Source organism: Desulfovibrio psychrotolerans (assembly GCF_013340305.1).
Taxonomy (GTDB): domain Bacteria; phylum Desulfobacterota; class Desulfovibrionia; order Desulfovibrionales; family Desulfovibrionaceae; genus Halodesulfovibrio; species Halodesulfovibrio psychrotolerans.
In genome coordinates, this window is the sequence record NZ_BLVP01000002.1 from 222,732 (window position 1) to 243,509 (window position 20,778).

Annotated in this window: 18 protein-coding genes; 14 read left to right on the plus strand and 4 right to left on the minus strand. The window is 60.9% G+C overall.

Annotated features, from left to right (window positions below; genetic code table 11):
• The first annotated feature begins 5 nt into the window (after window positions 1-5).
• Window positions 6-2,744 carry a formate dehydrogenase subunit alpha gene (gene fdhF, locus HUV26_RS16760; RefSeq protein ID WP_274602450.1) on the plus strand — a complete coding sequence of 913 codons (2,739 nt, stop codon included), beginning with the start codon at window positions 6-8 and terminating at the stop codon, window positions 2,742-2,744.
• A 211-nt stretch (window positions 2,745-2,955) separates the two neighbouring features.
• Here fdhF and HUV26_RS03840 read toward each other — a convergent pair whose 3' ends face one another.
• Window positions 2,956-3,420 (minus strand): Lrp/AsnC family transcriptional regulator, encoded by a 465-nt coding sequence (locus HUV26_RS03840; protein WP_174408781.1) that lies wholly within the window; start codon window positions 3,418-3,420, stop codon window positions 2,956-2,958.
• A 441-nt stretch (window positions 3,421-3,861) separates the two neighbouring features.
• Entirely contained in the window at window positions 3,862-5,136 is a 1,275-nt protein-coding gene (locus tag HUV26_RS03845; RefSeq protein WP_174408782.1) for a LeuA family protein, read from the minus strand.
• A 523-nt stretch (window positions 5,137-5,659) separates the two neighbouring features.
• Here HUV26_RS03845 and nifH point away from each other — a divergent pair.
• The 10 genes from nifH to nifB all read left to right on the plus strand — a co-directional run bounded on the left by nifH (window position 5,660) and on the right by nifB (window position 16,313).
• Window positions 5,660-6,490, plus strand: a complete 831-nt coding sequence (gene nifH, locus HUV26_RS03850; RefSeq protein WP_174408783.1) for a nitrogenase iron protein — start codon at window positions 5,660-5,662, stop codon at window positions 6,488-6,490.
• Window positions 6,491-6,549: 59 nt separating this feature from the next.
• Window positions 6,550-6,891: a P-II family nitrogen regulator gene (locus tag HUV26_RS03855; protein ID WP_174408784.1), complete on the plus strand. Its 342-nt coding sequence runs from the start codon at window positions 6,550-6,552 to the stop codon at window positions 6,889-6,891.
• Complete coding sequence (locus tag HUV26_RS03860) at window positions 6,888-7,262, plus strand: P-II family nitrogen regulator (RefSeq protein ID WP_174408785.1); 375 nt, start codon at window positions 6,888-6,890, stop codon at window positions 7,260-7,262. The genes HUV26_RS03855 and HUV26_RS03860 overlap by 4 nt, the downstream gene beginning before the upstream one ends.
• A gap of 35 nt (window positions 7,263-7,297) precedes the next feature.
• The gene (gene nifD / locus HUV26_RS03865) at window positions 7,298-8,926 is read left to right on the plus strand and encodes a nitrogenase molybdenum-iron protein alpha chain (RefSeq protein WP_174408786.1); all 1,629 of its coding nucleotides are present in this window, start codon (window positions 7,298-7,300) and stop codon (window positions 8,924-8,926) included.
• Window positions 8,927-8,944: 18 nt separating this feature from the next.
• Window positions 8,945-10,321 (plus strand): nitrogenase molybdenum-iron protein subunit beta, encoded by a 1,377-nt coding sequence (gene nifK, locus HUV26_RS03870; RefSeq protein WP_174408787.1) that lies wholly within the window; start codon window positions 8,945-8,947, stop codon window positions 10,319-10,321.
• A 116-nt stretch (window positions 10,322-10,437) separates the two neighbouring features.
• Entirely contained in the window at window positions 10,438-11,658 is a 1,221-nt protein-coding gene (locus HUV26_RS03875) for a NifB/NifX family molybdenum-iron cluster-binding protein (RefSeq protein WP_174408788.1), read from the plus strand.
• Window positions 11,659-11,702: 44 nt separating this feature from the next.
• Window positions 11,703-12,011, plus strand: coding sequence for a (2Fe-2S) ferredoxin domain-containing protein (locus HUV26_RS03880; protein WP_174408789.1), 309 nt, complete (start codon window positions 11,703-11,705; stop codon window positions 12,009-12,011).
• A 172-nt stretch (window positions 12,012-12,183) separates the two neighbouring features.
• Window positions 12,184-13,638 (plus strand): nitrogenase iron-molybdenum cofactor biosynthesis protein NifE, encoded by a 1,455-nt coding sequence (gene nifE, locus HUV26_RS03885; RefSeq protein WP_174408895.1) that lies wholly within the window; start codon window positions 12,184-12,186, stop codon window positions 13,636-13,638.
• A complete protein-coding gene (locus HUV26_RS03890) occupies window positions 13,635-14,990 on the plus strand; it encodes a nitrogenase component 1 (protein ID WP_174408790.1) in 1,356 nt (451 codons plus the stop codon). The genes nifE and HUV26_RS03890 overlap by 4 nt, the downstream gene beginning before the upstream one ends.
• 54 nt (window positions 14,991-15,044) lie before the next feature.
• Complete coding sequence (gene nifB / locus HUV26_RS03895) at window positions 15,045-16,313, plus strand: nitrogenase cofactor biosynthesis protein NifB (protein WP_174408791.1); 1,269 nt, start codon at window positions 15,045-15,047, stop codon at window positions 16,311-16,313.
• 87 nt (window positions 16,314-16,400) lie between these two features.
• On the opposite strand, the gene HUV26_RS03900 is transcribed toward nifB, so the two are convergent.
• Together HUV26_RS03900 and HUV26_RS03905 are read right to left on the minus strand one after the other, a co-directional pair.
• Entirely contained in the window at window positions 16,401-16,598 is a 198-nt protein-coding gene (locus tag HUV26_RS03900) for a YwbE family protein (protein WP_174408792.1), read from the minus strand.
• A 2-nt stretch (window positions 16,599-16,600) separates the two neighbouring features.
• The gene (locus tag HUV26_RS03905; RefSeq protein ID WP_174408793.1) at window positions 16,601-17,878 is read right to left on the minus strand and encodes an AI-2E family transporter; all 1,278 of its coding nucleotides are present in this window, start codon (window positions 17,876-17,878) and stop codon (window positions 16,601-16,603) included.
• 349 nt (window positions 17,879-18,227) lie between these two features.
• Between HUV26_RS03905 and HUV26_RS03910 the strand changes: the two genes are divergently transcribed.
• From HUV26_RS03910 to HUV26_RS03920, 3 genes are all read left to right on the plus strand, one after another.
• The gene (locus HUV26_RS03910; protein WP_174408794.1) at window positions 18,228-18,878 is read left to right on the plus strand and encodes a LysE family translocator; all 651 of its coding nucleotides are present in this window, start codon (window positions 18,228-18,230) and stop codon (window positions 18,876-18,878) included.
• Window positions 18,879-18,898: 20 nt separating this feature from the next.
• Complete coding sequence (locus tag HUV26_RS03915) at window positions 18,899-19,603, plus strand: hypothetical protein (protein ID WP_174408795.1); 705 nt, start codon at window positions 18,899-18,901, stop codon at window positions 19,601-19,603.
• A 188-nt stretch (window positions 19,604-19,791) separates the two neighbouring features.
• On the plus strand, window positions 19,792-20,712 hold the full coding sequence (locus tag HUV26_RS03920) for a MogA/MoaB family molybdenum cofactor biosynthesis protein (protein ID WP_243451250.1): 921 nt from the start codon (window positions 19,792-19,794) through the stop codon (window positions 20,710-20,712).
• Window positions 20,713-20,778: the final 66 nt, after the last annotated feature.

The window sequence follows — 20,778 nt, forward strand, 5'->3', positions numbered from 1 at the left end:
ACAACATGCTGACTTTGAACGGCACCGCGTGCGACTTTGTTCCCGGTGAGACCATTCTGGACGTTGCGCGGCGGAACCATGTGGATATTCCCATCCTGTGCCATCTGAAAGGGGCTTCTCCCACGGGGGCGTGCCGCCTGTGCGTGGTGGAGGTGCGGGGGGCACGCACGCTGGTGGCTGCCTGCGCCGCTCCTGCCGGGGCGGGTATGGACGTGCTTACGGAGTCGCCCCGCGTGGTGCGGGCGCGGCGCATGAATCTGGAGCTGCTGCTGGCCTCCGGGCCGCATGACTGCCTGCTGTGCCCTGCTTCCGGCGACTGTACGTTGCAGGCGCTAGCCTTCCGGTATAACGCGGGCGGCAAAACCTTTGCGCGGCGCGGGGAGGCGGGAAGGCATCATGAGCCTTCAGAGCGGGACAGGGGGGCGGAGCGTGGCAGAGCGGCTGAGCGGCGCACGCCGGATACGTCCAATCCCTTTCTCATCCGCGATTTTTCCAAGTGCGTGCTGTGCGGCCGCTGCGTGCAGGCCTGCAAGGACGTGCAGGTGAACGAGGCCATTGATTACGGCTACCGGGGGGCACAGACCAAGATCATTACCCGTAACGACCTGCCGCTGGGGCAGTCTGACTGCGTGTTTTGCGGGGAGTGCCTGCAGGTGTGCCCCGTGGGAGCCATAACGCTGAAGGACGCGCGGTCCAGACCGCGCCTGTGCGAAACCACGGCGGTGCGCACCACCTGCGCCTACTGCGGCGTGGGATGCCAGATGAACCTGCATGTGCGGGACAACGTGGTGCATATGGTCACGGGGGCAGAGGGCGTTCCCAACCACAGCAGCCTGTGCGTGAAAGGGCGGTTCGGCATGGAGTTTATCGCATCGCCGGACAGGCTGACCACGCCGCTGGTGCGCCGGGATGGCGTGCTCACGCCCGCCACGTGGGATGAGGCGCTGGATGCCGTGGCAGAGGGGCTTGGCCGCATACGCCGGGAGCAAGGGCCGGATGCGGTGGGCGTGCTGGCTTCGGCCCGGTGCACCAACGAGGAAAACTACCTGTTGCAGAAGTTCGCCCGTGCCGTGGTGGGCACCAACAACGTGGACCACTGCGCGCGGCACTGACACTCCCCCACGGTGGCCGGTCTGGCCGCCGCCTTCGGAAGCGGTGCTGCAACCAATCCCATAGACGACGTGGCCCGGGCGGATGTGGTGCTGCTGGCCGGTTCCAATCTGTCGGAGAATCATCCGGTGATGGCGGCGGCGGTAAAGCGGGCGATGAAGACCGGGACGCGCCTTATCGTGGCGGACCCGCGCAGGGTGGACATGGCCCGCCGCGCCCATGTGTGGCTGCGGCCCGCGCCGGGAACAGACACTGCGTGGATTCTGGGCATGGCCCACGTTATTCTGGCAGAAGGGCTGCACGATGCCGCATACATTGCCGCCCGCACGGAAGGGGCGGAGGCGTTTTTCGCAAGCGTGGGGGCATACACACCGGAAAGGGTGGAGGCCATCAGCGGCATTCCGGCACAGCGCCTTACGGAGGCTGCACGGCTGTATGCGTCCGGCAGGGCGGCCATTCTGTACTGCATGGGCATAACGCAGCATGTGGGCGGCACGGAAACGGTGAAGGCTCTGGCCAACCTTGCCATGCTCTGCGGCAATGTGGGGCGCGAGGGCGGCGGGGTGAATCCCCTGCGCGGGCAGAACAACGTGCAGGGCGCGTGCGATATGGGCGGCCTGCCGGACAAGCTGCCGGGTTACCGTTCCGTGAGCGATGCTGCGGCACGGCGGTGTCTGGAAGAGGCGTGGGGCACGGTGCTGCCGGACACGCCGGGCATGACCTCGCGCGATATGTTCCGCGCCATGGAGCAGGGACGGCTGAAGGGGCTGTATCTGGTGGGTGAGAATCCCATGCTCTCTCACGCCAATCTAAACCACGCGGAAGCGTGCCTTGATGCGCTGGATTTTCTGGTGGTGCAGGATATCTTTCTTACGGAAACGGCACGCCGGGCGCACGTGGTGCTGCCCGCTGCCTGCTTTGCGGAGAAGGACGGCACCTTTACCAATACCGAACGCCGCGTGCAGCGGGTGCGCAAGGCTGTGCGCGCGCCGGGAGACGCATGGGAGGATTGGCGGATAGTATGCGCCCTTGCTTCTCGCATGGGCTACCCCATGGGCTATGCGTCCTGCGCTGAGATTATGCGGGAGATTGCCGCCGTGGTGCCTTTGTACGCGGGGATTCGCCATGCACGGCTGGAAGGCGGGGGGATTCAGTGGCCCTGCCCGGACGTGCGGCATCCCGGTACGCCCATTCTGCACACGCGGGAATTCACGCGGGGGAAAGGGCAGTTCCACGCTGTTGCGTGGGTGCCGCCCGCAGAGGTGCCGGATGCGGATTATCCGCTCATCCTCACCACGGGGCGGGTGCTTTTTCAGTACCATACCGGCACCATGACCCGGCGGGCACGGGGGCTTTCGCGGCAGGAGCCTGCCCCCTTTGTGGAGATTGCGCCACAGGACGCGCAGCGGGTGGGGGTGGTGCAGGGCGGCATGGTGCGGGTGGTATCGCGCCGGGGAGAGATAGAGGTGGCGGTGCGCATTTCATCCAAGGCAGTGGAAGGCACGGTGTTTGTTCCCTTCCATTTTGCGGAGGCGGCGGCAAACCGCCTGACCAGCGATGCGGCGGACCCTGTGGCGGGCATAAGCGAATTTAAGGTCTGCGCGGTGCGTCTTACGGCAATTCAGGCTTTGTAGCGTGCTGCGCCCTATCGTCCGGTAACTCGGTAGATAGTGCCATGCTGTTCGTGGGGCGGTGCATCCTGCTGCCGCGCGCGGCAAGGCATATCGCTTGCCGCCTTATGCGGCAGATAGGGCAAAGAAAAACGCCCGTCCGGCAGACCCGGAGCGCTTTGCGGCGTATCCGGGGCTCTTGGGCGGGCGCTTTTTGTGCGCTCTGCGTGCGGGGTTATTCCGGCAGAGTGTCGGGGTCGAGGATATAGGGAGCCATCATGCGGGTGCCCTTGTAAACCACAAAGCTCTCTACGGAGAGGATGCCGTCTACCTTGGACATTTCGTTGGAATAGAATTCCAGCAGACCGAATCCTTCCCGCAGCAGCAGGGTGAGGATGATGTCGAACCGTCCCGTGACCACGGCGGACGAGATGACGCCCTTCAGTTCGCTCAGCTCCTGACATTTTGAAAACAGATCGCGCTCGCTGAGGCGCACGCCCGTGTACACGATGGTGTGCCCGGGCAATTTTTCGATATCCAGCCGACCCACTATGTCCATCACGCCGTCTGCCTGCATCTTGTTGATGCGCGAACGCACGGTGTTTTCCGCAACGGAAAGCTCCTGTGCGATCTCCCTGTAGGACTTGCGCCCGTCAAGCAGCTGCCCCGCAATCTGGAAGCTCAGCTTGTCGATTTTCACTATTTCCTCCGGTAGTCTCTGTTACGGCGGGTGCGCTTTTCCGCAGCCCGGTACGCAACGCAGGGTGAGGGGAACAGGGCGAAAGCCCGGACAACCACGATAAACCATCTTCCGGCACGGCAGAACCGTAATGGAAATTACAAAAAAGTTCAATTCCCTGCCCTTCACAAAGTTGTTTTTGCTGAAAAGCGCAAGATTCAGCCTGCCGGAAACATTGTCGTTCCACCGGATGTGATGAGGTGGGCAGGTGCTTGTGCGCATTTAGGGATGCTTTTTTGCGGAAAAAAGCACTCCCCGGAGCGCGCATGGTGAAAACGGCAGGCCATTGCCGTTTGGCACATAGAGCAGGTGCCGCAGTGCTGCACAAAACGGCAGATGGCGTGTCGGTTATGGCTGCGCCGCTCATGACAAGGATGGAAAAAGTGTCGTTTGCCGCGTGGTTCAGTGTGCCCGGTGGGGTGCTGTGTTCGCATTGTCAGGAGCCTGAGTGTGCACTTGGTGGCACAGGTTGCGAAATTCCGCATCCGTCAGGGCGCGGTTGCAGCGGTCGGAAAGGGCGCGCACACGGGCGACCAGTTCGTTGACGGCATGTCGGGAAAGGCACCACCCCGCGTTGCGGGCCGCATGGGCAACGGCGGCGGCTCCTGATTTGCGCCCGAGCCGGATGGAGCGTGAGCCCTGCACCAGTTCCGGAGCATACGGCTCGAAAAGTTCGGGCGATTTGTGCATGCCGTCCGCATGGATGCCGCTTTCTACGGAAAAGATATCGGCACCTATGACCGGAAGGTTGCGGGCGAGGGGCATGCTCGTCAGCCCGGCTACCGTGTGCGCCAGCGTGCGCAGGGCGGCAAGGTTGTACTGCGGGGAGGCATCGGACCGGCTGTGCGCTCCCTGTGTGCCGGCCGCATTATGCGCTTCGCCTGTCAGGACGCGGGCGGCGGCAACCTCTTCCAGCCGGGCAATGCCTGCCCGTTCCCCCAGTCCCAGAATGGAAACGTCTGTGCTGTCCGCGCCACTGGCAAGGGCGGTTATGGCGTTGGCCGTGGCCATGCCGAAATCATTGTGAAAGTGGGTGGCAAGACGCACGTGCGCGGGCAGGTGGCGGCGGAAGAACCGTACCAGTTCAGCCGTCTGCATAGGCGTGAGAATACCTACGGTGTCTGAGAGGCGGATACGCGCCGCCCCGTGCGTCACCCCGTGCAGTGCCATGCGCAGGGCTGTCTGCGGCGCGGCGCGGGAGCAGTCTTCCAGACCCAGCGAGACAAAGCCGATGCCGCAGGTGCGGGCCAGACGCAGCACGGATTCCAGACGGGCGAGCAGGGCTTCTTCCGTTGTGCGCAGGCGGGTGACAATGTGCGCGTGCGATACGGGCACGCCTATGCTGATGCGTGTGACCCCCAGCGCGGCAACGGCGTGGATGTCTTCCTCGCGGCAGCGGCACCAGACGGTGCAGGGCATATTCGGGGCTGCGCGCCGGGTGTGCTGGAGAAGCTGCGGCAGGCTCTCCTGTCCCGCATAGCCCAGTTCCATTTCTTCTATGCCTGCGGCGTACAGCGTTTTTATGATGTGCCGTTTGGCATTCATATCCAGATAGACGCCGAAAGACTGTTCACCCTCGCGCAGGGTGGTGTCCAGCAGGGCGGGAGGGGTGGCGGGCAGCCGTTCGGTCTGCCGGAATATTTCTGTGCGCATGGTGCCTCCTGCATCCGGGGACATGGCCTGCTCCTTGGGTATGAAAATGGTGCGGTTTTACAACCGCCGCTCTTGCAGCCGCTTCAGTTGGCTGCCGACGGGGCAGCCTGACCAACTGACGATAGGTGTTTGCACTATCGGTGCCAGCCGGCACAGGCCGGTTGAAGGAAGGAGTCAGGCCCCGCGCCGGCAGCGGCGGGCCTTGTTTTTACCGGATGGGCGCGAGGGAGTCCGGGCCTACATTGTTGCCCCCAAAAGTGTAGGTGCACACACTTTTGTAGGGTGCAACAGTGTAGGCAACCGAACGGACATGAATGGCTTTTCTTTATAAATTCCTGTTATTGCGGTGTGTTGAGTGCTCTTTTGCAGTTTGGCACGCGCCTTGCCAAGGCGGGGTTACAGGGAGCGCGGCTCCCGCGTGCTGAAACAGCATTTTGTGCAAGCGCGCCATGTCCGACACATCCGGGCGGTCCGGCCTGCGGCGGGCATGGCGGGCGGTTTGTGGAAAACCGCAGGAAACAAGGCACCATCATACATGGAGGAAACCATGAGAAAAGTGGCCATTTACGGAAAAGGCGGCATCGGCAAGTCTACCACTACGCAGAATACGGTAGCTGGTCTGGCGGAATCTCTTGGCCGCAAAGTCATGGTTGTGGGATGTGACCCCAAGGCGGATTCGACCCGTCTGCTGCTGGGCGGTCTGGCTCAGAAGACCGTGCTCGATACCCTGCGCGAAGAGGGTGAGGACGTGGAACTGGACGATATCCGCAAGAAGGGGTTCGGCGATTCATGGTCGGTGGAATCCGGTGGTCCTGAGCCGGGCGTGGGCTGTGCAGGCCGTGGCATCATTACCTCCATCAACATGCTGGAATCGCTGGGTGCCTATGAAGAGCGCGAAGGGCTGGACTACGTGTTCTACGACGTTCTGGGCGACGTGGTGTGCGGCGGGTTTGCCATGCCCATCCGCGACGGCAAGGCCGAGGAAATTTACATTGTCTGCTCCGGCGAAATGATGGCCATGTACGCCGCCAACAACATCTGCAAGGGCATTATGAAGTACGCGGAATCCGGCGGCGTGCGCCTTGGCGGGCTTATCTGCAACTCCCGTAACGTGGATAACGAAAAGGAGATGATTGAGGAACTGGCCAAGAAGCTGGGAACGCAGCTCATCTACTTTGTGCCCCGCGACAACGACGTGCAGCGTGCTGAAATTAACCGCCGCACGGTCATTGAATGGAATCCCGCGTGCGTGCAGGCAGACCATTACCGCAATCTGGCCAAGGCCATCGACGGAAATAAGTTTTTCGTGGTGCCCACTCCGCTGGAGATTGAAGAACTGGAAAAGCTGCTCATGGACTACGGGTTGATGGAAGCCTAGGGGCCCGTCCTTCCGGATGACCATCCCCCCCCCGCACTGAACACCAAAGGAGAGAGACGATGATCATGGTACGAGCCATTGTGCGCCCCGAAAAGTCCGATGAAGTTCTGGCTGCCCTTATGGACGCGGGGTTTCCCGCCGTCACCAAGCTTTCCGTGGCCGGACGCGGCAAGCAGCGCGGCATAAAGATAGGTGAAGTGACCTATGACGAAATTCCCAAGACCATGCTCATCAGCGTGGTGCAGGACCGCGATAAGGACTTTGTGGTGGAAACCATCATGAAGACTGCCCGGTCCGGTGCCAAGGGAGCGTTCGGCGACGGCAAGATATTCATCACTCCCGTTGAAGACGTGTACACCATAAGCTCCGGTGTGCGCGAAGGGCAGGAGGCTGCCGCATGAAAGAGATAGTGGCCATTGTGCGCATCAACATGATGAACAAGACCAAAAAGGCTCTTACCGAGATAGGCGTGGATGCGTTTTTTGCGCAGGAAGCCTTTGGACGGGGCAAAGGGCTGGTCAGTTCGCACCTGCTTCAGGGAGCCAAAAAGGGCTACGAGGAAGCGATAGAACTGCTTGGTGAGAAAGACCGTCTGTACACCAAGCGCATGGTTACCGTTGTGGTGCCCGACGAGCAGGTGGAAGACGTGGTGGAGGCCCTTATTGCGGCCAACAAGACCGGCAAACCCGGCGATGGCAAAATATTCGTGTGTCCTGTGCCGGAGGCGGTGCGCGTGCGCACCGGCGAAATCGGTGAAAAGGCCATCGTATAAGCGGGCCGGAAAAGGCCAACCGAATGAGGTGCAGTATGGCTGTTGAAAAGAAGAAGAAGGTATTGAGCGCGGAAGCGGTGAAGGAAGAGCTTCTGAAGAAGTATCCTCCCAAGGTTGCCCGTAAGCGCGACAAGCAGATTCATATTACCGGGGAGGAAGATTCCTCCGAGATTATGGCCAACGTGCGGACCATTCCGGGCATAATCACCATGCGTGGCTGCACATACGCGGGCTGTAAGGGCGTTATTCTGGGACCCACCCGCGATATCGTGAACATTACGCATGGTCCCATAGGCTGCGGATTCTATTCGTGGCTGACCCGCCGTAACCAGACCAAAGCCCCTTCCGCCACGGACGAAAACTTTATGCCGTACGCATTCTCCACAGATATGCAGGACGAGGATATTATCTTCGGCGGCGAGAAGAAGCTGGAGCAGGCGTGCCTTGAGGCATACGAACTGTTCAAGCCCAAGGCCATGGCTATTTTTGCCACCTGCCCCGTGGGGCTTATCGGCGATGACGTGCACGCCGTGGCCCGGAAGATGAAGGAAAAGCTCGGCATCAACGTGTTTGCCTTCAGCTGTGAAGGGTACAAGGGCGTGTCTCAGTCTGCCGGGCACCACATCGCCAACAACCAGATTTTCACGCACGTGGTGGGTGAAAACGATACGGTGAAGATGGGCGAGTACAAGATCAACGTGCTGGGCGAATACAACATAGGCGGCGATGCCTTCGAGATTGAACGTATACTGGAAAAGTGTGGCATTACCATGGTTTCCACGTTCAGCGGCAACTCCACCTACGAGCAGTTCGCCACCGCCCACACGGCGGACCTGAACACCGTTATGTGCCACCGTTCCATCAACTACGTGGCCGAGATGATGGAGACTAAATACGGTATTCCGTGGATCAAGATCAACTTCATAGGCGCGGAAGCCACGGCCAAGTCGCTGCGCAAGATTGCCCAGTACTTTGGCGACAAGAAGCTCATTGACCGCGTGGAAGAGGTTATTGCCGAAGAAATGCCGCAGGTGCAGGCTGTCCTGGACGAGGTGTTTCCCTTTACCAAGGGCAAGACAGCCATGCTGTTCGTGGGTGGCTCGCGCGCGCACCACTACCAGGAACTCTTCAACGAGATGGGCATGAGAACCCTCTCCGCCGGGTACGAGTTCGGCCACCGCGATGACTACGAAGGCCGCCACGTTATCCCCGACATAAAGGTGGATGCGGACAGCCGGAACATTGAGGAACTGGAAGTCACGCCGGATACCGCCCGCTTCAGCCCCCGCAAGAGCGTGGAGCAGCTGATGCGGCTTGAGGCAGAAGGGCTGAAGTTCAAGGATTACGAAGGCATGATGCCCGAGATGGACAAAGGGTCCATCGTCATTGACGACCTGAACCAGTACGAGGCCGACAAGCTGGTGGAACTGATGAAGCCCGACATTTTCTGCGCGGGCATCAAGGAAAAGTTCTCCATCCAGAAAATGGGTGTGCCCATGAAGCAGCTGCACAGCTACGACTACGGCGGACCCTATGCAGGCTTTAAGGGTGCTTGCAACTTCTACAAGGAAATCAAGCGCATGGTTACCAGCAAGGTCTGGTCAGGCATGAAGGCTCCCTGGGAAGAGAATCCGGAACTCTCGGCCACCTATGTCTGGGAATAACGAAGGACGGGTACATACATGCTGCTTAGACACACACCTACTGAAATAAAGGAGCGCTCCGCGCTCAGCATAAACCCGGCAAAGACCTGCCAGCCCATCGGGGCCATGTATGCAGGTCTGGGCATCCACGGGTGCCTGCCGCACAGCCATGGTTCGCAGGGCTGCTGCGCCTACCACCGCAGCACGCTCACCCGGCATTACAAGGAACCCGTTTCCGCTGCCACCAGCTCCTTCACCGAGGGTGCTTCCGTGTTCGGCGGGCAGGCCAACCTGCTGCAGGCCATAGATAACATCTTCACCGTATATGAGCCGGAAGTGATTGCGGTGCACACCACCTGCCTTTCCGAGACCATAGGCGACGACCTGAAGCAGATTGTGGACAAGGCCCAGAAGGAAGGCAAGATTCCCACCGGCAAGAACGTGGTGTACGCCTCCACCCCCAGCTATGTGGGGTCGCACGTTACCGGGTTTTCCAACATGGTCAAGGGCACGGTAAACGTTCTGGCTGAATCCACGGGCAAGAAGAACCACAAGGTGAACATCATCCCCGGCTGGGTGGAACCTTCCGACATGGAAGAGCTGAAGCGCATCTGCGCCATGGTGGGCGTGCCCATCATCATGCTGCCCGATACTTCCGGTGTGCTGAACGGTCCCATGACCGGCACATACGAGATGTTCCCCAAGGGGGGCACCACGGTGGCGGAGATAAAGAGCACCGGCGACAGCATGGGCACTCTTGCCCTTGGCGAATGGTGCTCTGCGGACGCCGCCCGCACGCTGGACACCAAGTTCAAGGTTCCCTGCCGCGTGCTGGACATTCCCATAGGCATTAAGGCCACGGACCGCTTTGTGGATGCCCTGCGTATTGCAGGCGGCACCTCGGTGCCGGAAACCGTGGCGTTTGAACGCGGGCAGATGCTGGATATGATGGCGGACTACCACCAGTACTTCTTCGGCAAGAAGGTGGCATTGGTGGGCGACCCCGACCAGCTTATCGCGATGACGGAGTTTTTGCTCACGCTGGACATGAAGCCCGTGCATATTGTCACCGGCACACCGGGCAAGAAGTTTGAGGCCCGTATCACCGAACTGTGCAAGGAAAAGGGCTATGAGCCCAACGTGCGCGCCCACGGCGATATGTTCCTGCTGCATCAGTGGATGAAGAATGATCCTGTGGACCTGATTATGGGCAACTCCTACTGCAAGTATATTGCGCGGGACGAGGATCTGCCATTTGTCCGGTTCGGGTTCCCCATTCTGGATCGCCCCGGACACCAGTACTTTGCCAGCGTGGGCTACAGGGGCGGCATGCGCCTTATGGAGAAAATGCTCGGCGTGCTGCTGGACCGCAAAGACCGCGACTCACCCGAAGAAACCTTCGAACTCGTCCTCTAACACCGCAAAGCGCGGAACCTTTCCGCCTTTTGCATTGCAGACACAGAGCCCGGGACGCCCCGGTCCCGGGCTTTCTCAAGATTGTTTTGTCCGAAACCGAGTCACAGGAGCCAGCCATGACCGCCTCTCACCCCTGTTTCAGCCCGGATGCCCGTTCCACCCATGGACGGCTGCACCTGCCGGTGGCACCCAAGGCCAACGTGCGCAGCCGGTACGGCGATGCTATGTTTGTGGCCGCAGGCAGAAACCTGCTGGAAAAGGCTCCGCAGACTCTTTCGCCCGCCGAGGCTCTGGCCTACGCGCAGCGGGTTGCCGCCGGGGGGGTGGAGCTTGCCGTGGTAGGCATTACCGGCCCCGGAGACCCCTTTGCCACTCCCGACCTGATCCTTGAAACCCTGCGCCTTGTGCGCGGTGCCATGCCCGGTGTGGACCTGTGTGTCACCACCAACGGGCTGAATGTTGCCCCCTATGCCGGAGAGCTTGCCGCATTGAACGTAGCACACGTTACCATTCTTATGGACGGCGTGGAACCTGCCATTGTGGAGCAGCTTTGCGGCTGGATACGCCCCGGCACCAGAACCGTTCCGCTGGCGGAAGCCGCAGCATTGCTTGTGGAATCTCAGAAGGCAGCCATTACTGCCCTGCGGGATGCCGGAGTGACGGTGAAAGTGAATACCACCGTGTATCCCGGCATCAACCATGCCCATGTGGGCGAGGTGGCACAGTGTGCCGCCGCGCTGGGGGCGCGTATCATCCATGTGGTTCCCTTCCTGCCGCCCTGGGAGGGTGCGGAACCGCCGGACGCGCCCGCGCTGCCGAAGCCCGACGATGCCGTTATGGCATCCGCCCGGGCTGCCGCCGCTGCTCATCTGCCGGTCATGGAAGCCCCGGAGCATTGCGGGCAGATGATTGTGGGCGTGATGGGCGAAAGCTGCGGCACCGGACCGGAAGCCGTGACTCCGCAGGCCGGTCTGCCCGTGCCCGGCGGCGACAGGCCCAATGTGGCTGTTGCCAGTTCGGACGGGTTTGATGTGAACGAGCACCTGGGCCATGCCCGAAAGTTCCTTATCTACGGTCCCAAGCAAGGCCCTGTTTCGTTGCTGGAGGCGCGCCCCGCCCCGGCACCGGGAACGGGAGACGATCGCTGGGAAATACTGGCCCAAACCCTGCGGGATTGCCGGTACGTGCTGGTTTCCAGCGCGGGCGGACGTCCCCGTGAGGTGCTGGCAGCCCACGGCATACGGGTCATTCAGACGGAAGAGAACATAGAGGGACTGGTGGATGTGCTCTACGGTGGAGGTAAGGGCGGCAAGGGCGGCAAGGGACGCGGAAAGTAGCTCTTTACGGAACCCATATCTATTCAGAACAAAAGGGAAATATCATGCCGAAGCCGACATATCAGATAATGCTCTGTCAGAGTTTCCGTGCCAAGGGCGAGCCCAAGGGCGTCTGTTTCAAGCAGACCGACGGGTTTGCGCAGTACATCGAAGAAGAAGTGCTGGACCGGGGGCTGGATGTGCTCATCACCACCACGGGCTGTCTGAAAGCCTGTGAGGAAGGTCCCATTATGGTTGTGCAGCCCAACAACTGGTGGTTCAAGGGCGTGGACAGCACGGACAAGATAGACGCCATACTGGACGGCCTGGAAGAGGGCAGCCCGGCGGAAGATCTGCTGCTGTACGAAGCATAGCAGGGCGTTTTCAGCGTCACCGAAAACAAGGAAATTCAATGCCGTCTGGCGGCGCGGGCGGGGAGTGTATCCCCTCCCGCGCACAAAAGAACGGAGGGCACACGCCATGACCATACATGCCAAACCTGTTCCGAACCTCATGACGATAGCGGTGGACGGCGAACCTGATGTTATGCCGGACGGCGACCTGCTGGACGAGAGGCGTTCGCAGGTGCACCGCACGGGCGAGGGACCGCTGGACATGGCCTGCAACCGCGAAAGCCTTGCCGGGGCCGTGAGCCAGCGCGCCTGCGTGTTCTGCGGCTCGCGCGTGGTGCTCTATCCCATCGCCGATGCCCTGCACCTGGTGCACGGTCCCATCGGCTGTGCGGTGTACACATGGGATATTCGCGGCGCACTCTCCTCCGGGCCGGAACTGCACCGGCTGAGCTTTTCCACCGATCTTCAGGAAAAGGACGTTATCTTCGGCGGCGAACCCAAGCTCACTGCCGCGCTGGATGAGCTTATCGACAGGCATAACCCCAAGGCCGCCTTTGTCTACTCCACCTGCATTGTGGGCATTATCGGCGACGACCTTGAGGCCGTGTGCCGCAAGATGACGGCGACGAAGGGCATTCCGGTCATTCCCGTCATGTCGGAAGGGTTTAAGGGCAACAAGCGCGAAGGCTATGTGGCCGCGTGCAAGGCCATGTTCCGGCTGGTGGGCACTGCCTCCGGAAACGAAGCGGCCCCGCTGGAAAAGGAGGCCGTGCGTGCCGCCGTGCGGCCCATGACCCTGAACATTCTCGGCGATTTTAACCTTGCCGGGGAGATATGGATTATCCGTGAGTATTTTGAACGCATGGGGCTTACGGTCATTGCCAATATTACCGGAGACGGGCGCGTGGACGACATTCGCCGCTGTCATACCGCCGCGCTGAACGTGGTGCAGTGCAGTGGCGCCACCATGGATCTGGCCAAGATGATGAAGGAAGAATACGGCACGCCCTTTTTGCGGGTTTCGTATCTCGGCATAGAGGATATGGCGGATTCGCTTTACGACGTGGCGGAGTTTTTCAGCAAGGACGACCCGGACATAATGCGCCGCACGCAGGAACTGGTGCGTGGCGAACTGGCTAAGCTGATGCCGGAACTGGCCCGTTACCGCAGGGATTTGCAGGGCAAGCGGGTGGCTATGTACGTGGGCGGCTCATTCAAGGCCTTTTCGCTGGTCAAGGCGTTCCGGCATCTGGGTATGCAGGTGGTGCTGGTGGGGTCGCAGACAGGCACCAAGGAAGACTACGAGGAACTGGCAGCCATTACTGATCCCGGCACTGTTATTGTGGACGATTCCAACCCGCTGGAGCTTTCTAAGTTCATTAAGGAAAAGGATGTGGATCTGTTTGTGGGCGGCGTGAAGGAACGGCCCATAGCCTACAAGCTGGGGGTGGGCTTCTGTGACCACAACCACGAGCGCAAGGAAGCGCTGGAAGGCTTTGTGGGCATGTTGAACTTTGCGCGGGAGGTACATGCCTCTGCCATGAGCCCGGTGTGGCGTTTTGTGCCCCGGCGCGAAAAACGGCCTGCCCATACTGCCCAAGCGGCTACTGCGGCGACCGGTCAGGAAAAGAAGGAGGACGCGGCATGAGCAGGGTTCCTTACACATCCACCACCAATGCCTGCAAGCTGTGCACGCCGCTGGGCGCGGCGCTTGTGTTCAAGGGCATAGAAGGCGGCGTGCCGTTTCTGCACGGTTCGCAGGGCTGCGCCACGTACATGCGGCGCTACATCATAAGCCATTTTCGTGAGCCCATGGACATTGCCTCCTCCGCGCTGGGCGAAAAGCATGCGGTGTACGGCGGCGGACCCAACCTGAAAAAGGGTCTGCTCAATGTCATGAAGAAGTATTCTCCTGCGCTCATAGGCGTGGCTTCCACCTGCCTGACGGAAACCATAGGCGACGACGTGCAGATGATTCTGCACGAGTTCCGCAAGGAGTTTGGTGATCTGGAACTGCCGGAGATAGTGCATTGTTCCACCCCCAGCTACATGGGCACCCATATGGAAGGCTGGCACCGTGCCGTGCGCGCCATTGTGGACCAGATGGTCACGGACAAGGCACCCCCTGCGCATTCGGTGAATATTCTGCCATCGCTGGTTTCTCCGGCGGACATACGGCATCTCAGGGAGCTGTGCGCCACCTTCGGCATTGCGCCGGTCATACTGCCGGACATTTCCGATACGCTGGATGGAACCGCCAAGGAAGACTACGAGCCCATTCCCGAAGGGGGCACGCCGCTTGCCGCCATACGGGGCATGTCCGGCGCGCGGGCGACCATTCAGTTCGGTCGCACCCTTGCGGACAGGGACTCTGCCGGTGAATCGCTGCGCAGGCGGTTCGGGGTACCCTGCCATACCGTGGGCATGCCCATAGGTATACGGGAGTCGGACGCGTTCTTTGCCGCGCTGGAAGAGGCTGCGGGTGTGCCCATGCCCCGTGAGGTTGGGCTGGAGCGCGGCAGGCTGGTGGATGCCATGGTGGACGCGCACAAGTACGTCTTCGGCAAGCGGGTGGTGGTCTACGGCGAGGAAGACCTTGTGGTGGGGCTTACGGCGTTTCTGGCGGAAATAGGCATGAAGCCCGTGCTGGTGGCTACAGGTGCACGCAACATGGGGCTGGAGAAGCACATAGCGGACGTGTGCGCCGGTGTGGCGGGCGAGTTGCCGGAAATACACGAAGGCGTGGATTTTCATGACATTGCCGAGCGTTCCGCCACCCTCGCCCCCGATCTGATGGTGGGGCACAGCAAGGGCTATCGTTATGCCCGGGAATGGAATGTGCCGCTCATACGGGTGGGCTTTCCCATACATGACAGGTTTGGCGGGCAGCGGATGCTGCATATCGGCTACCGGGGCGCGCTGGCGTTGCTGGACCACATAGTGAACGCCATTCTGGAAAAGAAGCAGGAAGACAGCCCTGTCGGCTATGTCTACCTCTAGCTGACGGGCAACGATGAATAACGCCGCGCTATAACGGGATATAAGGAGGCGGACATGCAGATTGTGAAGAATACGGATAATCATCCCTGCTTCAACAAAGAAAGCAAGGGAAGCTGCGGGCGTGTCCACCTTCCGGTTGCACCCAAGTGCAACATTAAGTGCAACTACTGTAACCGGAAATACGACTGTGTGAATGAATCGCGCCCCGGTGTCACCAGCGGCGTGCTCACTCCGCCGCAGGCACTGGCGTATATGGAAAAGGTGCTGGAGGCTGAACCACGTATTACCGTGGCAGGCATTGCCGGTCCCGGCGACCCCATGGCGAACCCTGTGGAGACGCTGGAAACCATGCGGCTGCTCAAGGAGCGTTATCCGCAGTTGCTGTTCTGCCTTTCCAGCAACGGGCTGAACATGCCCCCGTATCTGGATGAGCTTGCGGAACTGGGCGTTACCCACATTACCGTGACCATGAACGCCGTGGACCCGGAGGTGGGTGAGAAAATTTACGGATGGGCGCGGGAAGGCAAGGTGGTCTACCGAGGCAGGCAGGCGGCGGAACGGCTTATTGAGCGGCAGTTGGAATCCATACGCGGAGCCAAGGAACGCGGCATGATGGTTAAGGTGAACACCATCATCATTCCCGGCGTGAACGATGCGCACATTCCGGAAGTGACCCGTGCGGTGGCGGAGCTGGGAGCAGATATTCAGAACCTGCTGCCCCTGTGTCCCACGGCGGATACAATGTTCTCGGACCTGCCGGAACCTTCTGCCGAGATGGTGAAGGCGCTGCGTGCAGAGGCAGGGGCGCACATCACCCAGATGACGCACTGCAAGCGTTGCCGCGCTGATGCTGTGGGGCTGCTGGACAAAGATCGCTCCGCCGAGTTGTGCGGTACGTTGCAGGCGTGTTCCAAGCTTACGTCCGCGCCGGAGGTGGATCGGCCGTATGTGGCTGTTGCCAGCCGCGAGGGCATGCTGGTGAATCAGCACCTCGGTGAGGCGGCGAGTTTTGAGATATGGGCCAGACGAAACGGCGGCTACGTGAAGATTGACGAGCGCGAGGCTCCTTCGCGCGGGTGCGGGCCGGACCGCTGGAAGCAGCTTGCCGCTGTGCTGAAGGACTGCCGTATTCTGCTTGTGGCGGCCTTTGGCGAGCACCCGAGGCAGGTGCTGACCGGGTTGGGGATTACGCCTGTGGCAGCCAATGGATTTATTGAGTCTGCGGTGGCAGCTGCCTTTGGAGACGGGGACTTGTCCGTGCTGCGCGGCAGGCGTCCGGAGGTAGCCGGTTCCGGCTGCGGCGGCAACGGCTGTGGCTGCTGAAACAAGGTTCTTCTTCCTCAGAAAACAACGCCCCTGCCGAAAAATATCGGCAGGGGCGTTTTCGTGTGCTTTACGTGTGTGGCGGGATTACGACGTGAGGATTTCCTTCACCCGGCCCACCAGCCCGTCTTCCAGCCGCACCTTGATGCCGCGTGAGTGGTAGGGGGCCTTGGTGAGCAAGGCTTTGACAATGCCTTCCGTGAGTTTGCCGGTGCGCTGGTCCTGCTTCTGCACTATACGCACGCGCTGACCGGGGCAGATGAGGCTGCGGTTTGTTCCGTCCATGGTTAGCGCTCCTTGGCGTTGTTGTTCTGTTCTGTAGCGGGCGGGGCATTCTTATGGGCTTCTGCGGGTGTTTCTGCAGTATCGGGTTGTAAAGGTGTCTCGTCTGCAGGTGCCTTATCGGACGTGTTCTGCACAGGCGGGGACGGTTTCGCGGCATCAGGTGTGATCGGCCCTGCGGTACCAGGTGGGACAGGTTCTATGATGCGCCGGTAATACGAGAGGCACAGCACCGTCATGGGCAGGGCAATGAGCAGGCCCAGCAGGCCCAGCAGTTTGCCCCACACCGAGAGCGAGAGCAGGATCATCCACGGAGAGAGCCCCATGGCCTTGCCCATGACGCGGGGGACCAGCACGGCGTCCTGTATGAGCTGCACCACGGCGAATATGGCAAGGATAAGGCCCATGACCAGCGAGAGGCTCATGTCCGTTTCCAGCCAGTGCACCACGCCCAGCATGACGGCGGGAATGAAGCCCAGAATTTGCAGGTACGGGACCATGTTTAAAAGCCCGATGAACAGGCCGAGCATGATGCCCATGGGCAGCCCCATGAGGGAGAAGGCGATGGCGAAAAGCACTCCCACAATGCCCGCCACCAACGCCTGCGCACGGAAGTAGCGGTTCATGCCCGCCTCAAAATCACGGACGAAAAGGGCTACCGGTTCCCGCCACGTGACGGGCAGCATGGACTGCCAGTTTTCCTGCACTTTGCGGAAGTCCAGAAGCAGGAAGACCGTGTACAGCACGATGATGAGCAGCCCGGTTATGGCCAGAATGATATCCCGTGCGCCCTTTACCGCTCCCCACAGGCCCGGAAGCACCTTTTTGGCCATGGTCTGCACCATGTCCAGCCCCTGTGAGGAGGTGAAGAATTCGCGCAGGTCGCTCTGGGTGAGTGCGTCCCGCAGTACTATCCACACTTCTTCCGGCAACTGGCGGGAGGCTTTGGCGGCAAGGTCGGAGTTGGTGGCAAAGGCTGTTATGAGCCGCCCCATGTGCTTCACTTCCGCCATGATGTACGGCATGACGAAGGAGAACAGGGTGGAGATGGCAAAAACGATTATGGCAAGGCTGAGCAGCACGGCTGCCTGCCTGTTGCGGATGCGCGTTTCCACCGCCATGACCAGCGGATGCGCCAGATAGGCGAGGATGAGGGCCACCACAAACGGGACAAGTACGTCGCTGAGGTACCCCAGAACGGTGACGATGCCCCACAGCAGACCCACCGTGATAGCAATGCGGATGACTCTGTCAAAGGTGAACGGTTTGTCGCTGATGACCATGAAGCTTCCTTGCGCGGTTTGGCGGCGCGGTGTTGTGGGGTTGCCTGTTCTGCTGGAAGATATACCCGCAGCGTGTCAGTTTCGCAAGATTCGCCTGCTGTGCTGTGCGCCATGCGCACCGGGCAATGACTTTACGGGGCAGCCCTTCAGGTTGGCCAGTACGGCGCGGACTGTCGGGTTTGTATGTCGGGCTGGCGCCGAACGGCGGGTTCGCCGGGTGTGTACGGTTGTGTTTGGGGTTGTCTGATGATGCTTGGGCGGGATGAGCATATCCTTCTTGCCTGCGGCAACGGTTGGGAATATAATTCCTCTTTTGAAATGATTCTGCCGTCTGAGTGGAGAAAACCTCGTGGACAGTACCCTGTGGGCCTTGCTGGGCCTTGCGTTTCTGCTGGTCATAACCCCCGGACCCGATACCATGCTCGTGCTGCGCAACGTGATGCTGCGCGGAAAGTTTGCAGGCGTGGCAACGGGAGTGGGCGCGTGTTGCGGCCTTTTTGTGCATGCCACCCTGTCCGTGTGCGGGCTTTCCGCCGTGTTGCTGTATTCGGCCACGGCGTTTACCGTGCTCAAGGTGCTGGGCGCGTGCTATCTGGTCTACCTTGGCGTGCGTTCTCTGTGGGGCGCATGGCGGACGGGGGTGTCGCCGGACGTTGCCGCTTGCGAGGGGGCGCCGCTATTGCGCGGCGACATGGGCAACCTGCGTCGTTCATGGGGTGAAGGGTTCATGAGCAATGTGCTCAACCCCAAGGTGGTGGTGTTCTATCTCGCGGTGCTGCCGCAGGTGATCGGCGAGCCTTCTCTTATCCTGCGCGATACCCTGTTCTTTGTGGGTTTTCAGTTCGTCATTGCCGTTGTGTATCTTACGGTGCTCTCCATGTGTCTGGGCAGGGTGCGGCATGTGCTGTTGCGTCCGGCTTTTCGCCGCAAGCTGGAGACGGTGACCGGCGGGCTGATGGTGGTTTTCGGCATCCGCCTTGCCATGGAACAGGCACCGTAGTGCGGAGAGGGTGGTGCCGCATGGATGACCGCAATCGCTTGTGGGATTTTGGGCGGGATGTCTGGTGCAGTGGCGGGCGGACAGCCGGACTTGCTTCCGGCCTAGTTTCCGGCCTGATTTCTCAGGCTTCCGGTCAGCCTTCCGCGAGGTATCGCGCCCTGAGAGCGCTGCTCTGTCTTGCGCTGGTGGTTTCCGGCATGTGTGGCCTGCTTGCTTTATCCGGTTGTCGTGAAGCCGGGCAGAAACAGGATGCCGCGCAACGGGACATGCCCCTGTGGTCCGACGAGTTCACGGAGCCTTCCGGAGCAGAACCGGGGTCTGGTGCGGACTTCGGGGCAGAAGCCGGTACGGTGGCTTCTTCACGTTTTACCATAGACATAGCCCCGTTATGGCGTGCCTGTGCACGGCGTTGCCTGCAGGACGATGAATACGGTATTCTGACCCGCCGCGGGTGTGTGGAAGGATGCCAGATGGCCTATGCCACCATAACAGACAAGGGCATGACCTACGGGTCCGCGGAAGGATGCCGCCGCGACATAGCCAGGATGAAGACGGACGAACGGGTGAAGGAGTTGCGGAAGCAGTGCACGGACCGCTGGAAGCATCTGTTCAAGCGGCGGGGATGTTCAGACGCGGTGGAGACGTATTTTTCCCCGTGGTCGGAGAGGCTGTGCGTGCCGGAGAATATGCCCATTTCCCCTGACCAATGGCCACCACTGGACTGAAAAACCGGGCTGACGGCCAGCGCCGGTGCGCATGGGAAGGCCCGGCAGGGCGCGTGTTGCACTTCGAATTCTAATGGTGCGGCGTTAACCGTTATCATAGTATAGCATCCGGTGTGCCTGCGGAGACCGCAGGCGCGCGAACCGTTCCGGGAGCGTCTTGTGCGTTCCGGCGGGAACAGGAGGCGTAAATGCCTGAGTGTTCAATACATGTATGCTGCACCGTCCGCAGGGACGAGATGCGTTTTTTCCGCGCACCGGACCTGAGAGAGAGCGGCGGCTTGGAAGCGGAGCCGCAGACGTTTGCCGGTGCTGCCCAGATTGCCAATTCTGCCTGCTCTGCCAATTCTGCCAACTTCTCTGGCTTCTGGCCCGTAACCGGCCTTGGGCGCAGGCCGTGGTTGCCCGCAGGCACGGTGCTGAGGGCCGTATCCGGTTCCGGGGGCTGCGCGGAAGGTGCGGATCTTTTCCGGGTGGTGTGCAATACGCAGTTGCCGGTGCCGGGGGCGGTGCATGCCGCGAAGGGCTTTTGGGCGCAGGCGCTGGCGGATATTCCTGCTCTGACCGGGGTGTCAGGCGGAACGGAGTCTAAGCCGCTGACGCTTGCCACGGCAAAAACCGGACTTAGTATTGCGTGGGTTACGCTTTCTGACAAAGGAGCAGCCGGTCAACGCACGGATGAAAGCGGACCTCTGATAGAGCGGCTGATGCGTGACTCGCTGAACGTGGGCTTCGCGCAGGGGTTTATCCTGCCGGATTCCGTGAGCGAACTGCGGCATGTGGTTACCGACCTTGCTCTCGGGCAGGCCTATGACGTTATTGTCACCACCGGGGGGACGGGGGTGGGGCCGCGTGATACCACGCCGGAGGCGCTGGGGAGCCTGCTGGAAAAGCGGTTGTACGGGTTTGAGCAGGCCATGATGGCAGCCAGCCTGAGCAAGACGCACAATGCCGTCATATCGCGCGCGGTGGCGGGCACGCTGGGGGGCAGCCTGATCATCACCCTGCCGGGAAGCCGTAAGGCTGTGGCAGAAAATCTTGAAGCCGTACTTCCTGCGGTGGCACATACCGTTGCCAAGCTGCAGGGAGACGGAGCGGACTGCGGCGGATAGCCGGAAGCCGTTTCTTCCGCCGGGGGGCAGGAGGAACGGCGTGGGCGGGCGGTACTGCCCGCAGGG